The 20,511-nt window shown below is 37.9% G+C and carries 11 protein-coding genes; 4 read left to right on the top strand and 7 right to left on the bottom strand.

Features of this window, described 5'->3' with window-relative positions:
* Positions 1 to 231: 231 nt before the first annotated feature.
* The 6 genes from G7Y56_RS04625 to G7Y56_RS04600 all read right to left on the bottom strand — a co-directional run bounded on the left by G7Y56_RS04625 (position 232) and on the right by G7Y56_RS04600 (position 11,165).
* On the bottom strand, positions 232 to 1,635 hold the full coding sequence (locus G7Y56_RS04625; RefSeq protein WP_255498636.1) for a DUF3863 domain-containing protein: 1,404 nt from the start codon (positions 1,633 to 1,635) through the stop codon (positions 232 to 234).
* Positions 1,636 to 1,646: 11 nt separating this feature from the next.
* A complete protein-coding gene (locus G7Y56_RS04620) occupies positions 1,647 to 3,332 on the bottom strand; it encodes a hypothetical protein (RefSeq protein ID WP_165041497.1) in 1,686 nt (561 codons plus the stop codon).
* A 116-nt stretch (positions 3,333 to 3,448) separates the two neighbouring features.
* Entirely contained in the window at positions 3,449 to 4,804 is a 1,356-nt protein-coding gene (locus tag G7Y56_RS04615; protein WP_165041495.1) for a DUF3863 domain-containing protein, read from the bottom strand.
* Between the two features lie 25 nt (positions 4,805 to 4,829).
* Positions 4,830 to 6,494 carry a RagB/SusD family nutrient uptake outer membrane protein gene (locus G7Y56_RS04610; RefSeq protein ID WP_165041493.1) on the bottom strand — a complete coding sequence of 555 codons (1,665 nt, stop codon included), beginning with the start codon at positions 6,492 to 6,494 and terminating at the stop codon, positions 4,830 to 4,832.
* A gap of 21 nt (positions 6,495 to 6,515) precedes the next feature.
* Entirely contained in the window at positions 6,516 to 9,884 is a 3,369-nt protein-coding gene (locus G7Y56_RS04605; protein ID WP_255498635.1) for a TonB-dependent receptor, read from the bottom strand.
* 270 nt (positions 9,885 to 10,154) lie between these two features.
* Positions 10,155 to 11,165 (bottom strand): FecR family protein, encoded by a 1,011-nt coding sequence (locus G7Y56_RS04600; protein ID WP_165041488.1) that lies wholly within the window; start codon positions 11,163 to 11,165, stop codon positions 10,155 to 10,157.
* A 187-nt stretch (positions 11,166 to 11,352) separates the two neighbouring features.
* On the opposite strand from G7Y56_RS04600, the gene G7Y56_RS04595 reads away from it, so the two are divergent.
* From G7Y56_RS04595 to G7Y56_RS04580, 4 genes are all read left to right on the top strand, one after another.
* Positions 11,353 to 11,922, top strand: coding sequence for an RNA polymerase sigma-70 factor (locus G7Y56_RS04595; protein ID WP_165041486.1), 570 nt, complete (start codon positions 11,353 to 11,355; stop codon positions 11,920 to 11,922).
* A 223-nt stretch (positions 11,923 to 12,145) separates the two neighbouring features.
* Entirely contained in the window at positions 12,146 to 13,141 is a 996-nt protein-coding gene (locus tag G7Y56_RS04590) for a DUF5106 domain-containing protein (RefSeq protein WP_255498634.1), read from the top strand.
* A gap of 127 nt (positions 13,142 to 13,268) precedes the next feature.
* Complete coding sequence (locus G7Y56_RS04585; protein WP_165041484.1) at positions 13,269 to 14,471, top strand: BamA/TamA family outer membrane protein; 1,203 nt, start codon at positions 13,269 to 13,271, stop codon at positions 14,469 to 14,471.
* Positions 14,472 to 14,632: 161 nt separating this feature from the next.
* Positions 14,633 to 17,059 (top strand): AsmA family protein, encoded by a 2,427-nt coding sequence (locus G7Y56_RS04580; protein ID WP_165041481.1) that lies wholly within the window; start codon positions 14,633 to 14,635, stop codon positions 17,057 to 17,059.
* 91 nt (positions 17,060 to 17,150) lie between these two features.
* Here G7Y56_RS04580 and G7Y56_RS04575 read toward each other — a convergent pair whose 3' ends face one another.
* Positions 17,151 to 20,363 (bottom strand): S41 family peptidase, encoded by a 3,213-nt coding sequence (locus tag G7Y56_RS04575; protein WP_165041479.1) that lies wholly within the window; start codon positions 20,361 to 20,363, stop codon positions 17,151 to 17,153.
* Positions 20,364 to 20,511 lie beyond the last annotated feature (148 nt).

Below are 20,511 nucleotides of genomic sequence, written 5' to 3'. Positions count from 1 at the left end.
GTGAGAGATATCCCTGCGACTAAACCTCTTACTTAACAAATTTCTCACATACGTTCGAAATGACAAAGAGGCCATCTAATAATCCGCACAATTTAATCAGTCATCAACAAACGCAAAAAAGTTCCGCTTCAATTAACCATTCGAAGCGGAACAAGACGATTGTATTCCAGTGTAATCGGATACATACAATTACCTTAACCTAAATATGAAAAAGTACTGTCGATTTTATTTTCAATCTTGAAATAATTCCGGATAATGTTTCCGAATCAAATCCTGATCATCTTTATCCAGTTCCTTAAGTTCTCTCGGAGTATCCTGTGGTCTCAATCCCTTTTGGTTTATTCTGTTCATCAAACTCCAATCTTTAGCAGGTTTTTGAGGTGTAGGGTCTGCCGGCTCTTTTGCAGGAAGATCATAACGGGTGAAATCGATTACCTGCATTGGCGTTCTTCTGTGCCAGTCACGCAATAAAGCCAATCGAAACTCTTTATTCATAAACCATTTGATTTCAAGATTATTATATGAGTCTCCTAATCCCGATCCACGCTCTTCGAACCTGTAATTCCAATCATCATTCGATTTGTTTTGCTCTCTCCAGATTGTTCCAAATTCGCCAAAGGTCAGAAAATGAGTATCGGGCCAACGTTTCTTCGTATCAGTTACCCACATTTCGAGAGCCTTGCAGATAAATTCTTTTCCGAATTCGTGTACCATTTGCGCCTCCCAAATATTGGTTACCCATCCAAAGCCATTCAGTTCAAAACCTCTGTCGAAATGAATGGACTGCGTGTGCATTACTTCACGGTGACCTAAATCTAATCCCCAACCTTTATATGTTTCGATAGGACCAACTCCACGACGACTATTAAAGCCTTCGATTCCATGACCTGTTGCCCCACTGCGGCGTGCACAAAGGAAATCCATTGTCCACCCGTCGAGATTCACACAATCGATGAAGTCTGCCTTTCCTTGAGCAGGCTTACAAAAATGCTCGGTAGATGGATAGAAAGGATATGACGGTGAACCATCTGCCCCTCCTCCATCGATATTATGCTGACTCCAGATAACTGCGTGAGCGGTATGTATATTTTCTTTTTCCGCAAGATATTTCAAATTATCAGCCGATAAGAATCCACCGATTATAGATTGCGGACGATAACCATTCCCAACTAATTTAGAAATAATATGTATTGCTTCCGACATTTCTTTGTTTACCCTTTCGCGAGGCAAATACATAGCCGGAAAATAGCCGGGAAAATAAGACACTTCATCGCCATATTTCTTCTGACATTCTACTACATAGTCGCGAATCTCCTTATAGTTTTGTCGTTGATCTTCCAAGGCATTCATAGTGAATCCCCATGTCAGACGCCCATCAGGATTGTTTTTAGCAAAAGCCTCTCTTAATGAACGTACTCCATCAAGTGTATGCCAGTCCCCTTCATCACGTGGATGAATTTTCACATCTCTCGATACTTCCCAAGGTGTGGTGCGTATCATTATACATAGAGTTACAAATCTGTTGCCATTCAATGTGATTGGTGCAGCCATAACCGGCAAAACAGGTTCTGCCGCATTCAGCAAATTCATAGAGATAAACGCTATTATCAGAGAAAGAATTATTTTCTTTAACATATCATTTTCTTTTATAAACTGTTCGTACAATCAAGTACTAATTTATTATTTGCAGGAATTAGCCTGAAAACATAATCAGATACTTTATCTGATTTTTCAGCCTTACCTTCTTTACAGGTTATACCATATTTAAAACCACGAAATTCTGCTTTAATCTGTTTTCCTTCGATAGATTGAAACGGTAATTCTGCGCTAGGAGCAGCTGTAAGTTCAAGTACCCATGAGAAATCTGCTGATGATGGTTTGCAAGAGACTTCGAACCGATTTTCATAAAATATAATTTTGAAGGTATTTCCACCGGCATCGTCACATTCTACTTGCAGCACATCCTTAGCCAATTCCGTTACGATAGGACTTTTGAATAATACCTCTTTCTTTGTGCCATCTTTCTCTAATTGCATAATTCGCAACCCTGATTTCTGATCTTTGGTACTCCACATGAATCCATCGACAACAGGAAGTGTAAAATAGAAAAATTGTCCGCCTTCTCCTGCTTTGTTAAGGTATTGAGATTCAAATTTTTCGTCAAAGAGGTGAATATCTCTGAATCGGAACGATGTACCCTCCCATAGCAAATTGGTACGATAATAACGGCTATTGAACCACACCGACTTATTCCCTTCGTTGCGAATATCGGTTAGTGTAGTCACGGCTGTTGCCGGCGTCACATCAAATTGCTCTTTGAACCAAGTTCCTGATTGAGTTAGAGTTTCGACCTTAATCTTATTCAATTTTCTTAACGAATCGAATATAGGAATCTGCATTTCCAAACCTTTTTGCATTCCTTTCCATGTGAAAGAATTTTCTTGTCCGGCCTGAGCATAATTGAAAGCAAGCGATGGTTGATTCACAATGGATTCTAAGAAATATTCGACCCAGTTTTTATCCATACCCGAATCGCGATATACAGGTTCCAGCGATATAACACCTTGTCTGTTTCCACCTAAGCCTTGATCGTATTGATAGATAGGATCGCTACCCAGCATACGGAATATTGGAACGGGAATTTGATTTTTGGCTGTTTGTGCAGGCATATAAGCATTCAATTTGCTCGGATAATAAGCCTGATTCCAATAACCACCCCAAAGCGTATATCCGTCAGTTCCTATTTGGTCTTTGCAATTACATGAAGCTACAATTTTATATTTATCGTGCATATAGGCCAACGTATGGGAATCTATAAACCAAGAGCCAACGGCTGTCGGGTATTTTCCGAATATCTCTTTGAACTTAGCCATATACACATCTACTAGTTTCTCTCTTTCCTGAGGACTATATCCCGTAGTGAAAGCAATATTTGCATGAGACACCCACGAGTGTTCGCCCCGCCATTTTATTCCGGCCGCTTCTACATGTGGCTGCGTTATCTCCCACCAACCGCCAATTTCAGAATCAGCATTTAGTTCTTTTTTAAGCAAATCCTGATATAGAGGATTGATTAAGGCGTCGTATTGCAACAGGAATGTTCCCGGCAAATTGTACTTGTTCAGGAGTTTCAATTGCTCTTGTACTGTCTCGAAAAGAAGGCTGTCAGCATTCTCAACACGATAATCCGTCTGACGAATAAAGTTGATAATATTGATTATTCGCGGGCTGTCCGATGTCTCTTTCTCTTCCGTTTTATTCGAATTAGCTGCACAGCCTATGCATGTTATGCATAAAAGCAGTACGGCAGACATCATTTTTGATAAATTCATAGTAATAATTGATTAGTTGAAAATTGCGGTTAATATTTAAAATAACCGGTCATTTACATCGGAACATAAATAACCGGTCAATATTATTTATTATATCTCAGAAATCGCTTCTTGAATTAGAAAAACAAATATGGGTAATGTTTTTTAATTAAGAAAATTCCTTCAGGAGAAAGTTTATCAATTGGTTTAGGCCTGTCTTGCGGACGGGATTGTTTTTGATTAATTTCACCTAGCAGACTCCATTTACGTGTCATTTCCACAGGCTCTTCTGCCTTCAAATCGTAACGGGTAAAATCGATTACATTTTCGGCTCTGTTTTTTTGCCAGTCTTTCGTCAGTGCCAAACGGAAATCTTTATTCATAAACCAACGTATTTTCAGATTGGCATCCGAACCTCCAATGCCAGAGCCTTTTTGTTCGAAACGATAATTGAAGGAGTTCTCCTTGTAATGTTCTCTCCACAGCAAGCCGAATTCGCCTTGTGTGATAAATTTCACATCGGGCCAACTTCTTTTTATCTCACTCAACCAGTCACTTAGTCCTGCTACGCTAAACGGAAGAGACAATTCCCAACAGTTTGTAACCCATGCAAAGCCATTCAGTTCAAATCCCCGATCGTAGTGCATGGCTGTTGTGTACATCATTTCTGTAAGCCCAACTAACTTTCCGTAGGCATGAATAGTTTCGATCGGACCAACTCCCATACGACTATTAAAACCTCCGGCAAATCCGTCTCTGCGAGCAGATAGGAAGTCCATTGTCCATCCATCGAGATTTACACAATCGATAAAATCGCTCTTACCTTGTGCCGGTTTACAGAAATGCTCCTTCGATGGATAAAAAGGGTAAGATACTGCTCCATCTCCATCCTGATTATCGATAGAAAACTGACTCCATATATTTCCCTGACACACATGAATACCCTCCTTTTCGGCCAAGTATTGCTGATTCTCGGCTGCCAAAAATCCGGCGACTATACTTTTAGGGCGAAAACCACCACCGACCATTTCGCTAACCTTAGCTAAACCTTCATGCAAATCTTTATTTACCTGTTCTCTGGTATTATAAGCATTGGCGAAATAAGCTCCGGGAATAAAGGTTATGTCATCTCCATATTTATGATGATATCCAACCACCAATTCACGAATCTTCTTATAATTATCAGAATTATCATGCAATGCTAACCAACTGAACGACCATGTAATTCTGGCATCCGGAAATTCTGACGAAACAGCTTCTCTGAATGCCACTACGCGCTCGGGGGTATGCATAGAACGTTCATCTTCTCCAACGCTCTTATCTCTGGTTACTTCAATCTGATTTACCCGAATCACAGTATTCAGCGTCAGAAATCGATTACCCATCAACTCTTTGGGTGCCGGTTTTATATTGCCTTGCCCATGTATAGATGGAGTAAAGCCACCGGATACAAAAAGTATTGCAACTATAACATTAATAATCTTTTTTCTCATCACATTATATTAAAATGAATATAAATTACCACCCCGGATTATTCGGCAACAGATTAGGATTAAGGAATAGTTCATTTAATGGTAATGAATAATAATAGTGCTTCGGAGCAGTGAAGAAGCGGTTGGCTTCGGCTTCTATTATTAAAAAGCCATTTTCGTCTACTATACCCGGATTCTCTTTATTCAAAACACTTAGATCTTCATATTCAGTTCCTTTGTATTTTATACCTTTCAGTGCTGCCGGCAACTCAGTTTCTCCAATTTTCCAACGTCTTATATCGTCGCGTCTGAATCCCTCGAATGCAAGTTCTACGGCACGCTCTCTACGTATCTCTGTTTGCATATTCAGCCCATTATCTTGCACGAATTTATTGGTTAACGGAGGCATTTCGACACTCAACCGTGAACGGATTACATTAATCGTATTTTTCAGCATATCATCACTGACAGACCCATTTCTTTCGTAGGTTGCTTCTACTAAAATAAGTAAGACTTCAGGATAGCGAATGATATGATAGTCGTAAGATGAATCGTTTACTCCCGTTCTCTCTTCTCCCATAAATTTCCAAAGCTTATATCCGGTACGAGTTTCAGGTCGTGTATTGAATTGGGGGACACTCACCAACTGCCCATCCTGAGGGCTTAGATATGTTGTTCCGGGGATTAAGAATGTCTGGCTCATACGTGGATCTCGATTTTCAAACTCATCAGCCATTTTTTTATAACCCTGAAATCCCGAACCTAGCTTGTCGATAGGTAAGCCGGTACTTTTACACAGATACATATCGGCAAGTTTTTTTGTAGGAGTACCTCTTTGCCCCCAGTAAACACCATGTGCTGTCGAATGCATACGGATATCTTTATAATAACGACTCGACAATATAGCTTCGGGTGCGTTATCTCCCTCCTCAATAAACAAACGACGATAGCTTTCATCTCCTGCTTTTTCGAATAGAGAATACTCATTGCTTTTTCTTACAAGCTCGGCGGCTGTTATTGCCTGATCCAACAATTGCTCATAATCGGTTCTGTGCTTATGGTATTTAGCCCACGTACCTGCAAACAAAGCTACTCTTGCTTTCAAAGCCAATGCAGCACCTTGCGTAACACGTCCGTTCTCTTCTGCTGTAAGTTTGCTTTGTAATGGCAGTTTAGAATAAATCTCCTCCAATTCCGAGAGTATGAAATCTTCTACCTTTGCCTGTGATTCTCTTTTGCCATACAGTTCGGCTGATTCGGTACTCAAAACTTTTGTAACAATAGGAACATCATTAAATTTCTTCATCAATCGCCAATGAGTATAAGCTCTAAAGAAGCGGGCTTCGGCTACATAGCGTTCTATTTCGGAGAAATTACCTTTGTATGACTCACTTTTTTCTATAATTTTATTACAGTTGCGTAAATCTACAAAGCGATCGTCCCAATCTCCATCAGAGTTGGGAGCTACCAGTGTACCATTACTCACCGTATTTCCCAACTGCCCGTAAGCAATATCGCTGTCGGTATCTTTTGTACCGAATGTTTCCATCCTGTCATATAAAAGATTTACAGCTTTCATATAATCGTTGGGCGTTTTCCAAAACTGAGTATCCGTCAAATCATCTTTCGGAGACAAATCAATGTCCTGACAACTTGATATTGCCAACAGAGTGACAATAATCGTAGAAATTGTTAATATATATTTTTTCATGTTTATATACTTTAGGAAAAATTAGAAAACAATATTTACACCTAATGAATAGTTACGGGCAAATGGATAACTCACATAACCACCGCCTTCTTCCGGATCCCATCCGCCGGGTGCATTGTGAATTTCGAAGAGATCTTCACCACTGAAATATACCCTGATCTTCTCAAGTTTAAACTTCTGAAGGTGCTTCTTCGGAATAGTATAACCGAATTGTAGGTTTTTCAGGCGCACATAGGCCACATTGTGTTTCGTATTGGTAGATACATAATAATTGTAATCTTTTTTACCATCATTAGTTATCGCCGGATATTTAGCATCTGTTCTTTCAGGAGTCCAAGTCTTTCCATACCAGTACTCTGCCGACTGATACCAAGGTGCAGCAAAAGGCTTACTGGCTTCGCCTTCCAAAAACATAGTCCGTTTTCCAACTCCTTGTATAAATGCTCCGAAGTCGAATCCTTTATATTCTGCATTCAGATTGAGCCCGAAATTATATCTTGGATTGGTATTTCCCAGATAAACCATATCGCCTGCTCCTTCTGTACCGTCACCTAGAACTGTCAGATTACCATCGCCATCCAAATCTTTATACATCGCATCCCCTACGGCTATTTTACTTTGTACAAGATCATTTTTCGGAAAACGAGATTTATATTCATTCAGCTGTTGTTCATTTTGGATAATCCCGTCAAATACATATCCGAAGTACGAGTCCATAGGGTAACCTACCGGAGTACGATTCATTCCAAGTCCGATCAACGAATTTCCGATTCTTTTAGATACTTCGTTTCTTGCATCACTCACATTGGCTCTTACCGAATAACTGAAGTCGCCTATCTGATCTCTCCAACCCAACGTAACTTCCCAACCGTTAATTTTCAGTTCTCCGCTATTTGTTGCAGGAGCAGAAATTCCTAACATAGAAGGATAGGTTATAGGGATTAGCATGTTTTTATTTTTTTTCCAGAAGTAATCAAACGATCCGTATAATCTGTTATCCAAAACACTGAAGTCTATACCCAGATTCTTTGAAGCGATCGTCTCCCATGTACGTGAACTTGAAACCAGATTGGATTGTTGAGCCATTTGCCCTCTTTGTCCGTTACCGAACGGGTAATAGCTTCTGCTTATATTGATCAGCTCGATATAATCATAAAAACTTATTCCTGACTGGTTTCCCATTTCGCCATAAGAGGCTCTAAATTTCAAGTCATCAAAAAGTTTCAGATCTTTCATAAATGATTCTTCTCCAACACGCCAAACTGCACTTGCTCCGGGGAAATAACCCCATCGGGAATCCGGATCGAATCGGGAACAACCATCGGCACGCAAGGTTCCTTCTATTATATATTTATTGGCAAATCCATAATTTACCCTCGAAAAGAATGAATTGATAGTCCATGCATTTCCTTCACTCGAAGCATCCTGATCTTCAGGACTCCCCAAATTTATAGGCATTGATTCCTGCTGATCGAAGTTGATACGTTTAGCCCAGAATTTATCAAAGTCGGACGATTCATTTGCAGCTCCTACCATAACACCAAGGTCATGTTTTCCAAATGTTTTTTTGTATTCTCCATATAAAGTGAAGTTTTTATACAAAGTCTTTGAGTAACTGCGTTCGGCGCTATTCGGTTTTCTTGCTGTTCTATGGTTTACGTCATCCCAATTATAACTGTAAAGCATTTTCATAGCAGAATATTTGTCAGAATCATTCTTACGAATAACAGCACGACCGATCAGATTAAGTCCATCTATAACCTTCCAGCGTAATTGGTTGTTTATCGTAAAATTGCCGGTTGTTATATTCGATAGTCCGCCATCTTCCAACACTTGTGCGGGATTATCAAAGCCCTCGAATGTATAAAAGTTTCCTGCCGGATTATACAAAGGAGCCCAGCTACGGGTTTTATATATTAATTCCCATATATTTTGTCCTTCACTAATACCTGATGAGTAATTTCTACTGCTAGCTTCGTACGACAGGTTAAGATCATAATCTAAATTTTTAACTATCTGTATATTAGATTTCGTTCTTACAAAGTACCGCTTGTCGTTGTCGGTTCCAAACTTAAGTAAACCTTCTTCGTTTTGGTGTCCTAAAGAGATGAGATATGAGTACTTGTCACCACCACCCGAAAGGCTGACATTGTAGTTCTGAAGGTTGCCGTTTCCTATCATAATATCATTCCAGTCCTGATCTTTATAAAATTTAGGATATCCGGACCATCTTCCCCAGTTGGATGTCGGAAGTACTTTGTCGCTACCATCAAGTATCAGCTGTAATTCGTCCTGAGTATACTCTATAGGGAAAGAACCATCTGTAATTTCCAGTCCCATAACTGCATGTTGGTAAAGACTGGCCGCCTTTTTCAACAAAGCCGGTTTCTTCACAGAATAAAATGCGTCGAGTGTAACTTTCAGTTTTTGATTTTTATTTGCATTTTTAGTCGTTACCAAGATCACACCGTCAGCTGCGCGCGCACCGTATATTGCGGCTGTACCGTCTTTAAGTACCGATATATTTTCGATATCAGCTGCGTTTATCATATTCAAATCGCCTTCGGCTCCGTCAATCAATATTAATGGAGAGCCTCCGTTGATAGACGACATATCACGTATGCGGAGAGTCGGGCTACTTCCCGGCGCTCCACTTGTACGAATAACTGTAAGTCCCGGCATTTCGCCCTGAAGGGCATTAGCTGCATTTTGAACAGGTCGCGATTGAAAAGTTCTGGAATCTGTTGTTGAAACGGCTCCTGCCAGATTTGCTCTTTTCACTGTACCGTAACCGATAACAACTACTTCATCCATTTCCTTTATATCCTCTTTCATGGATATGTTCAGAGTCTTTCTGGAACCCACTACTTCTTCTTGCCTCAAATAGCCAATAAAAGTAAAAACCAGTATCGCATCCTGATTGGGCACATTAATAGAATATGCTCCGTCGACATCTGTTATTGTACCTACAGAAGTGCCCTTCAGAGCGACACTTACTCCCGGTATCGTTTCTCCCGCCTGATCTCTGACCACTCCGGAAACAGTATTTTGTTGTTGAGTAACGCTTTGACTTCCGATCGTTGATTTATCTTTTTCGGTAAGGATTACATCTTTATCCAAAACTTTATAATCAACATCAGAATCAGCGAATATTTCACTTAAAATAGGAAGTACAGCTTTTTTATTTGCTTTTATAGAGACTTTTCGCTCTACATCAACTAATCGACTATTATAATAGAAATGAAAATCGGATTGCTTCTCAATTTCATCCAGAATATCGGCTACTCTTTGGTTTTTAATATCAAGAGATAATGTTGCTTGCTGCGCATACGAACTGGATGCCAAAGCAACATTCACCGATAGAATCAGTAAAACAGTTAATAATTTCATAGTAAGAGGGATTTTATCAAACTTGCAAGAAAGGTGACAATACCTCCAAGTCTGTTGGAGATGATAAATTTTTCTCATATTTTTGTTTTGCTTTTAAATAAAAAATAAATTGTTTTTCGATTTGTTTTGCACGGAAACATGCTCGTAACATGCTTCCGTGTTTTTTATTAGATTTTCGAACGGTTATCTTCTCATAGGCATTGTAATTAGATTTTAGGTTAATAGTGTTTTTTATTTAAGGTCGGATGTGTCAGATAATTTATTTGGTTTCTATTTACTTAATACAATAATAGATTTAGTTCCCTTCTCATCTTTCGGATATGTTATCTTATAATTGATGTTAGATGATATTTTCATGTAATCGAGTACTTGATATAAAGGTTTATCTTCGAATGTTCCCGTAAAAGTATAGGTATTGATAATCCTGTTTTTAACTTCAAATTCAACATTGTAAAAACGAGCTAAATGCGCCAACACTTCCGCCATTGGCGTTTCTTTGAAAACCAGACGATTATACATCCAGTCTATCTCACGATCGGTATCGACTGTGGTTATATGCAATTGATTGGTATGAAGGGAATAAACGGCTTTTTCGGAAGGGAGTATCACTGTTTTCGTTCGCCTTCCGGCAATATCCAACTGAACACTACCTGTAACAAGGGTTGTTTCTACTATCCCGTCTTTCTTATAAGCCTGTACATCGAATGTAGTACCCAGTACCTCCACTTTTAAATTATTATCGAGAGCTTTTACAATAAATGGTTGCTTGCTGTTCTTCATAACTTCGAAATATGCTTGTCCATCGATTTCCACTTCCCTGCTCCGAGCATCGAAAGTAGATGGATAGCGAAGACTGGAGTTTGAATTGAGCCAGACTTTAGAACCATCGGGTAAGCTAAATGAAGATACCATTCCGGCATTCGTTTTCATTTCCACCATTTCAATATATGGTGCGACTTTACTATGAGAGAAATATAAATAGGAAGAAAGACATATCATCGGCAATAGCAAGACGGCAGCTATACGCTGAAATGTCTGTAATATGCGTTGGTTCTTATTCTTTTGCTCCTTTATCTTCCTATTCTTTTTGAATGTATCTAGTGCCCGATCGGTATCGACAGAATTCATTATTCTCAACCTTTTATTTGCTTCTAATACAAAATAAAGTTGCTCTACAGTTTTTCTATTTTTATCCGACTCTTCCATCCAATGTTGAGTATTGATATTTTCCTCATTGGTTGTTTCTTTCAATAGATAGCGGATTATAGTATCTTCGGTCATTATTTATTATCTTAATTATTGTGCATTTATACACATTCTATATATAATACATTTCAGAAAGAAGATGTACTAAAGATTTATTCAATTTTCTTGCATTTTTCTTAGTTTGGTTAGTTAAGATGCTTCTATATTTTGTGAATATCATTGCTAAATAGTATTATTGTACTCCCTAAATTGAAAAACACCCATGTCGCTTAAACAGGATGTGTACAACGAAACTACTCTTCTCCTGAAATCGGGAGACGAGGCCACTTTTGATATCGTATTTAAACAGCATTATGCTGCTTTATATGCCTTTGCGTCCAATTTTATTCCAATAAATGAATGTGAGGATGTCATACAGGAGACAATGATGTGGTTATGGGAGAATAGATATTCTTTAGATTCGGACAAATCACTGAAGTCTTTATTATTCACAATAGTAAAGAATAAATGTCTGAACAGAATTTCCCACTTGCAAATTAAGCAACAAGTACACAGTGATTTATACTCCAAATTCATCGAACAGTTCGAAGATCCTGACTTCTACACTCATACCGATTTATTAAGAACATTAGATCAAACAATCAAGAATTTACCTAAAGATTATAGGGAAGCTTTCGAAATGAATCGCTATCATGATTTAACATATAAAGAAATTGCAGAAAAAATGGGTGTGTCGACTAAAACCGTTGCCTACCGTATTGGTCAGGCTCTGAAAATACTTCGTGTAGAATTGAAAGAGTATCTGCCTATTATATTTCTAGGAATATTCTGAATGCTGACGAGATATATAAAATATGACAATTTTCATCATCCATTCTGGTCATTTTCTCATTAGATATAGTTACCTTTTCATCCATGTTCTAATGCTAGGGAGAGAACAAATAGTGAAATGATATTGTTATGGATATGAAGGCATTGCATTAAAGAGTAAAATAGTCTGCTTTTGAGATTATGACATTAACAATATAAAATATAAGTTTTCAATATTTTAAATTATGAAAAACATCAGCATTTCCCGCATCCTTGTTTGGATAATTTATCCATTACTAATATTCTTATTTATGACATTCTGCTTCTTTAAATGTAGTAGTGGAAACTCTAAAGAAGGAGAGACATCATCCGAAGGAGAGAAAAAAAGAGAGTTCGTGATGATCTCTATACCGGCAAATATTACAACGCCAAAGGACAGAGGCGATTTTCTTGTGGCTCATTACTGGGATAATTTCGATTTCTCGGATACAGTTTATACTAATTTACCCCAAATTACAGAACAGGCATTTGTCAATTATATAGAGGTATTACCTCTGACGGAAAGAAGTATCGCTGCCACATCCATTCAAAAATTATTAGGTGAAGCAGAAAAAGAAGAAACAGGCAGAATGTATTCTTATTTCAAAGAGCTATCTGAAAAATATCTCTACGATCCTAATTCACCATTGAGGAATGAGGAACTATACATTCCGGTTGCCGAATATATAACTACAGATTCTAAAACCAATGATACTGATAAGGAACGAATAAAGTTCGATTTGGATATGATGTATAAAAACCGAATCGGAGAAAAAGCAACAGATATAAGCTATACACTACAGTCGGGAAAGAAAGGTACATTGTACAACATCGAAGGCAATTATACGATTGTCTTATTCTATAATCCAGATTGCCATGCTTGTGCCGAGATTACATCTTACATAAAAGCATCTCCCACACTCAATAATAAATTGGAAGATAAATCACTAGCAATTTTAGCACTCTATCCCGATAAGGATTTGGAAATCTGGAAAAAGCACCTGATTGACATACCGTCAAATTGGGTAAACAGCTATGATAAAGAGCAAATTGTAATGAATAAGAAACAATATGACTTAAAAGCTATTCCAACACTTTACTTACTGGATAAAGACAAAAAGATCATATTGAAAGATGCTAATATACAAGAAATTGAGAAATATCTGAATGAGACCAATACACCATCCTATATATTAAAATAAGCTGCTTCAGTACTCAGTATTGTTTACTCTTATGTTCCTTAAATAATGAACTATTCAACACTAGCTTTGTTAACATTCTAGTAGACCCTTCATCTAAATTATCACAAGGGGTATTACACAATATAGAATGAAAAAGATATTAATAGCACTCTTACTACTCGTTATATTTTCGTTAATAGCTCTTTGCGCCAAGGGTCAAGAGAAAAAAATAAATATCATCCCTTTTCCCGTCGTAGCTACAAATCCTACTGTGGGTTTTGCATTCGGATTCTCACCCGGTTTCACTTGGTACATGGGCGATAGGCAAAATACGAGTATGTCGTCTGCTGTCGCCTCTTTGGTGTATACAACAAATAAACAGCTCTTCTTCAGCGTACGGGGAAATACATTTCTCGAAGGTGATAAATGGAATCTGTTAGCCGATCTGAGATATCAGATTACTTCGCAACCGACTTATGGTTTAGGTACAAATAACAGATCGGTTCATCCTCTAGTAAATAATGATGATTATGATTTCTCGGAAACTCACTATCTCAGAAGACAAGAAATGATGGAATACGACTTTATCAGAGCATACCTCACCCTTTTGAAAAAACATGAGGACACCCGCTTCTTTTATGGTTTGGGCTATCATCTAGATGTGATCTATAATATAAACGACCATTTACTCAATTTAGATAAAGAACCTCAGGACATAACAAATCATTATCGATATAATACGTTAAAAGGCTTTAGCCCCGATGGGAATACCGTATCGGGAGTATCCCTCAATGCGATGTTTGATAGCCGAGATAATGTTGCTAATCCTTATTCCGGCAGATATGCCTTTGCCAGTTGGAGAGCAAATCCTAAAATGATAGGAAGTACAAAAAGTTCAAGTACATTATGGTTAGAATACCGTGACTATTTCAATCTGTCGGAAGAACGTCCACGACATCTTATCGGTATCTGGACTTACGGATGGTTTGTAACAAGTGGCGATGTACCTTATATGAACTTACCGGCTATCGGTTGGGATAAATTCAGCCGCTCAGGTAGAGGATATACATCGGGACGGTTCAGAGGAGAGGATTTAGTCTATACTGAAGTAGAATACCGCTTCCCTTTACAAAAAAACAGTGATACACTCGGAGGTGTCATTTTCGCCAACACAGCTACCGCCAGCAGCCGTACCGAAAATGTCGATCTTTTCCAACATGTAAATTTAGCTTATGGCATCGGTTTACGTGTTATGATCAATAAGAGAAGCCGCTCCAATGTCAATCTCGACTACGCATGGGCAACTAATGGCTCGCAAGGATTATTTATATCGTTGAACGAAGCATTTTAATACTGGAGCTATCATACGAATATCGCCTGCAATAGCCTAATTCTGCTGAACATTTCATCCCATATTCCGTTTTAAATTTAGATAGATTTATAGAATGATAATTTTATGGAATCTTCGATGGTTGCAATATCTAAGATTACATCAATGAATCTCATATCACAATGAAAAAGGGCTTAAAAATTAGTGGAATTGTTATCCTTATTCTTGTAGTTATATTGATTGCACTACCATTTTTATTTAGTGGAATAATAAAAAAAGCCGCTATAAAAAAAGCAGATGAGCAATTGAATGCAAAACTTGAGATAAGGGACTTACGCCTGAACCTCATCTCTAATTTTCCATATGCTACACTTTCCCTCTATGATGTTATACTAAGCGGAATTGACAATTTTGAAGGTGATACGCTCATTCAGGCAAAATCCGTCGAAGTATCGATGAGTCTTATCAATTTGATTCGCAGCAGATACAATATAAGCCAGCTGAAATTAGATAGTTCTTCGGTTTATATTAAAATATTACCTAGCGGACAAAGCAATTGGGATATAGTCAAGAAAGATTCCAGTAAAATAAATATTTCTAATGATAGTAAACCTTTCAAACTTCAAATACAAAACATATTGCTAACAGGATGTAATGCTGTTTACGAAGATCAGATATCACATGTAAAGACTATCATTACAGGATGGAATGGAACTATTTCCGCCGATTTCGCAGGTGATGAGAGCAGTATAAAAACGACTTCTATAATCGATGAATTTTCACTTTTCATAAAAGATATTCCTTATCTGGATAAATTAAAGCTTACAACTAATTCTTCTTTTTCTGCCGATCTTAAGAATAAAAAATTTACCCTTACCAAAAGTGATGTACAATTGAATGAAGTAAAAACTCATATCGATGGGTCATTCACTTTAGTTGAAAAAAAGGGAATAAACTTCGATTTTAAATTAACAGCTCTAGATACCGATTTCAAAGATATACTATCTGTCGTACCTTCAATTTACACTAAAGATTTCGAAGATTTGGAAGCATCGGGTGCAGTATCGATAGATGGCTATGTAAAAGGATTGATGCAAGATGAAGTATATCCGGCTTTCAGCCTTAAGCTTTTCGTACATAACAGTATGTTTAAATATTCGTCTTTACCCAAATCGGTAGACAATATTAATATTGATTTTCTAATGGAAAACGAAGGTGGTTCATTAGATAGCACAAAAGTAGACATCAGTAGGTTTGACTTCAATATAGGAGGTAATGCTTTCAAATCGAACTTGAGTGTACAGACACCTGTTAGCGATCTTCACATGAAAGTATATTTAAAGGGTATACTTGATCTGGATTTGATTAAAGAGATATATCCTCTTGATAAGGGTTTAGAAATCGGCGGAAAGATTGATGCTGATTTAGATATGGCAGCTAACTTATCGAATATAGAAAAAGATGAATATGATAAAATTAAAATAGCAGGTCAATTAAATCTGAGTAATATATTATTCAAAAGAGAGAAACAACCGACTATCCAAATCAAGAATGCTGCTGCAAAACTGAATCATCAACTTGTAAATCTCTCCTCTTTCAATATCAGAATCGGCAATAATGATCTTTCGATAAAAGGTCGTTTAGAGAATCTCTTAGGCTATATTGTTGCAGATAAAACATTGAAAGGTCAGTTAGATATCAAATCAGCTCATTTCAATGTGAACGATTTTACGGGCAATGGGTCTAAGAAATCGTCAAAACCCTTTATCGTTCCTAAGAATTTAGATTTGGCTTTAACTGCGTCTCTAAAACAAGTCACATACGAGAAAACAGATATCACCAATCTGGATGGAAACATTACAATAAAAAGTGGGGTAATAACAATGAAGAATCTCACAGCAAATACTTTAGGAGGATATTGCAAAGCAAACGGATCGTATAATACAGCACAAAATCCGTCCAAGCCATTATTAAATATGGCCTTGGATATGAATAAGATGTCATTCTTTGAGACATTCCAATCGGTAAAAGCTATCGGTAAGTTTGCTCCTGTATTTGAAAAAATAATAGGAACTTATTCCATGAAGATGAGTTTCACGACAATTATAGATCAGAATCAAGATCAAACACTAGCTAATATAAAAGGAAGTGGCACAATGAAAACTGACGTTATAAAAGTAAAAGGTGGTATTAAAATCCTAGATGAATTAGCCGCTAAAGTCAAACTAGAATCCCTCAGTTCTTTTATAGCTAAAAATGTGATAGTGGAATTCACTGTTCAGGATGGCAAATTGACGACAAAACCTTTTGATGTTAAAATACTTGGAACCAAATTAAATCTTGGAGGAAGTACAGGTTTAGACAAGAGTATCAATTACAAAGTTTCGTTATATTTTCCCGGACCATTGAGAGTCGGATTAATAAATAATATAGCTATGACTGTTAAAGGCACAACTGATAATCCTAAGTTCATGATCGATCCCAAATCGATGCTTGTAAATTCTGCAACCTCTATTCCCGGTCAGCTTATTGGTGGAGGTATTCTAGGTCAAGCAGCAGTTAATGCAGGAACAGGTTTGGCAAAGAACCTGTTAAAGAAGAAAAAATAAAAGCCTTACTATCGTTTCTCAAAGGCATTTATTGAAACAGGGCTTGTGGATTTATTTCCACAAGCCCTGTTTTATTTACTCTTATATAATTTTACTTGTTCCAAACTCTAGGAGCAGGAACAGGTTTAAAGGGCTCTCTATTTTTAAGATCTTTCATCACTTCTTCGATCGCTCTGTCTAATTGCTGATCTTCGCCATTCCATTCTTTAACAGGATCATTATCGATTTGAATATCAGGATCAACGCCATGATTCTCGATAATCCATTGTCCTGTTTTAGCATCATAGCTCGTGAAGAAAGGCACACGTATGTCTGTTCCATCAATAAATGGCAAGGAACCCGATATACCAACAATTCCACCCCATGTACGTGTTCCGATTAGCTTACCTAAGCCTAAAGCACGGAATCCCCAAGGGAACAAGTCTCCGTCTGATGCAGAATATTTGTTAATCAAACATACTTTAGGACCGACCTGTACAGCATCGGGAACAGTACCTACACGAGTCGAACCACGACGCATAGTCAATCGATAAGGCTCACGAGACAGACGCTCCAGTATCATTGGTGAAACATTGCCACCACCATTAGCTCTATCATCTATTATCAGCCCCTCTTTATCTAATTGAGGGTAGAAATAGCGTGCAAATTCATTTAATCCATCAACACCCATATCCGGGATATAGATATAGCCTATTTTGCCATTCGATGCTTTCTCAACCTTCTTCAAATTATTTTGTACCCATTCGTACTGATACAAAGAATCTTCTTCATCCAGCGGACTTATCACTATTTTGCGTGCACCTGCCAGTTGATTTTTACTATTCAATGATATTTCAGTTGGAACTCCCGCTTTACCTACCAGCAATGAATACATATCTTTCACTGTATTGGTAGGAACTCCATCGATAGCAACAATGAAATCGCCTGCCTTAGCTTCTATACCTGCATCTGTAAGCGGAGAACGGAGGTTCTTGCTCCATGATGCACCTTGAAGAATCTTTTCTATGCGGAAAAAGCCACTTTTATCTCTCGAAACCTCTGCGCCTAGCAGCCCCATATTGATACGCTCAGGACGATCTAATTCCCCCGGATTCACATAAGCATGACCGCAGTTCAGTTCACCAATCATTTCACCTATCACATAATTAAGATCGAGACGGTTTTTCACGTATGGAAGAAGTACCGAATACTTTTCTTTCATTGCTTTCCAATCTACACCGTGCATGTTTTCAACATAGAATCCATCACGATATACACGCCATGCCTCATTAAATATCTGACTCCATTCCTGAGGATAATCAGTCGTAATTTTCATATTGGAAAGATTAACAGGATCTTTCAGTTCTGTTTTTCCTGCCGGAATATTGGTTACAAAAAATTGTTTATTCTTTATAAACAGAGCTTTCTTATCACTATTACCTACAAACATTGATGCACCTTCGGCAATAGTTTCTTCTTTTTGAGTTTTCAAATCAAACACACAAGCATCCTGACCTTTAGAATAATATATTTTTGCACCATCCGAATAGAAATTCCAATAATTAGCCTGTCCTATCGGTAGCTTTATGATTCTATCTCCTATACCGTCAAAATCAATTTTTATAACAGATGTAGAATCTTTCTTCTCTGTTTCGGGTTTCTTAGCACTACTATCCGTTTTTACTTCCGCATCTTTCTCCAAAAATGGTGATGGTGTAGCTTTCGATAAAAGAGCCATATAAACACCACCTGAATTTGGATAAACATGATTCCATTCCTTCGATCCATATATAGGATTAAAATCGCGGGCAGAAGCAAATATTAAATATTTTCCGTCTTTACTAAAAACCGGACTATACGATTCGTACCACTTATCAGTTATCGCAGTCTCTTTTTTCTCTGCAATATTAAAGACATACACTACGTCAAAGTTATTCGATTCCATACGATTATATGTCAACCACTTGCTATCGGGCGAAAAAGCTACACCTTGTATTTCACCTACAGGATCAGTCAGTAGCACAGTTTTTTGCTTAGTCGCTAAAGTCAACTGATTAATCCTGTTTTTACGATCGGTATAGACAATAGACTTAGAATCGGGACTCCATTCGAAGCCACGAATATAAGTATCATTATTCTTTGTCAGTTGTACAGGTTCCGAACCGGTTGCATCTTGTATATACAATTCAGTTTCTCCTGTGGCATCCGAAATATAAACAATCGATTTTCCATCGGGCGACCATTGTGCATTACGGTCATGCGCTCCCGGCGAACGTGTCATATTTTTAGTCACGCCTTTATCAGCAGGAAGATTGAACACTTCACCACGAGCTGTAATAACAAGGCGTTCTCCATCGGGCGATACACTTGTACTTGTAACATACTTGTCGCCGTTTTTGATGTCGCTTCGTGCATAAATATTGTCGGAGGTCAAAGAGATATTTATTTTCACAGGTTGTTTATTTGCCACATCAAGTTTGTATAAATATCCTCCATTCTCGAATACAATAGTATTTCCGTGATGGCTCGGAAATTTCACATCGTAATCTGTGAAATTAGTAACTTTAGTTGTTTGCTTCGTTTTTGTATTATAAGCAAATATATTCATCGTACGGTCACGATCAGAAATGAAATAGATATCATCACCAATCCACATCGGCATAATATCCTGTGCATCGTTATTTGTTATATTTTCTACCGATTTGCTTGCGGGATCATATATCCAAATATCATCGGCCATCCCTCCTTTATAGTATTTCCATGTACGGAACTCACGCATCACACGATTGTATGCCAGCTTCTTGCCATCGGGCGAATAGCTGCAAAAGCCTCCTTCGGGCAATGGAATCACATCAGATAATCCACCTTCGTTGCTAACGGTATATAAACGTCCGATAAAACCACTACCTATACGATTACGGTAAACTATATTCTTACCATCGGGAGTCCAAGTCATTACAATATTATTAGGTCCCATTCTATCGCCAAGATCGTCCCTGCTATTTGTAGGGGTATACGTCACACGGAGCGGCTCACCTCCCACAGATGGGATTGTAAACACTTCGGTATTACCATCATACTGCCCTGTGAAAGCAATTGTTTTACCATCGGGCGAGAATTTAGGAAACATTTCGTAACCGACATGCGATGTCAGACGTTGGGCTTCTCCCCCACTGACAGGAACTTTATACAAGTCGCCTGCATAAGAGAAAACGACCTCCTGCCCATTGGTAGATGGGAAACGTAGTAGCCGTGCCTCCTGAGCGAATATCTGCGGCAAAGAAAATACCGCTGCAAATAGAAATAAGATTACATTCTTTCTCATAATCATAAAAAGGTAACAGTTAATTATTCAGATGAAAACAAAGTTAAAATGTTTGACCCGAAAGAAAGATTATTTTTCCTACTTTTTAATGATTGTCCGACAATTCTTTATAAAGATATCCGCCTCACTTCGTCTGAACTACTTTTTT

Origin of the sequence: Dysgonomonas sp. ZJ709 (assembly GCF_011039195.1) — a bacterium.
Classification (GTDB): Bacteria; Bacteroidota; Bacteroidia; order Bacteroidales; family Dysgonomonadaceae; genus Dysgonomonas.
This window is presented reverse-complemented; position numbering and strand designations above follow the sequence as displayed.

Coding starts and splice junctions, on each gene's coding strand:
- G7Y56_RS04625 (WP_255498636.1), bottom strand. CDS start 1,635: ATGTTAAAGAAAATAATTCTTTCTCTGATAATAGCGTTTATCTCTATG.
- G7Y56_RS04620 (WP_165041497.1), bottom strand. CDS start 3,332: ATGAATTTATCAAAAATGATGTCTGCCGTACTGCTTTTATGCATAACA.
- G7Y56_RS04615 (WP_165041495.1), bottom strand. CDS start 4,804: ATGAGAAAAAAGATTATTAATGTTATAGTTGCAATACTTTTTGTATCC.
- G7Y56_RS04610 (WP_165041493.1), bottom strand. CDS start 6,494: ATGAAAAAATATATATTAACAATTTCTACGATTATTGTCACTCTGTTG.
- G7Y56_RS04605 (WP_255498635.1), bottom strand. CDS start 9,884: ATGAAATTATTAACTGTTTTACTGATTCTATCGGTGAATGTTGCTTTG.
- G7Y56_RS04600 (WP_165041488.1), bottom strand. CDS start 11,165: ATGACCGAAGATACTATAATCCGCTATCTATTGAAAGAAACAACCAAT.
- G7Y56_RS04595 (WP_165041486.1), top strand. CDS start 11,353: ATGTCGCTTAAACAGGATGTGTACAACGAAACTACTCTTCTCCTGAAA.
- G7Y56_RS04590 (WP_255498634.1), top strand. CDS start 12,146: ATGAAAAACATCAGCATTTCCCGCATCCTTGTTTGGATAATTTATCCA.
- G7Y56_RS04585 (WP_165041484.1), top strand. CDS start 13,269: ATGAAAAAGATATTAATAGCACTCTTACTACTCGTTATATTTTCGTTA.
- G7Y56_RS04580 (WP_165041481.1), top strand. CDS start 14,633: ATGAAAAAGGGCTTAAAAATTAGTGGAATTGTTATCCTTATTCTTGTA.
- G7Y56_RS04575 (WP_165041479.1), bottom strand. CDS start 20,363: ATGAGAAAGAATGTAATCTTATTTCTATTTGCAGCGGTATTTTCTTTG.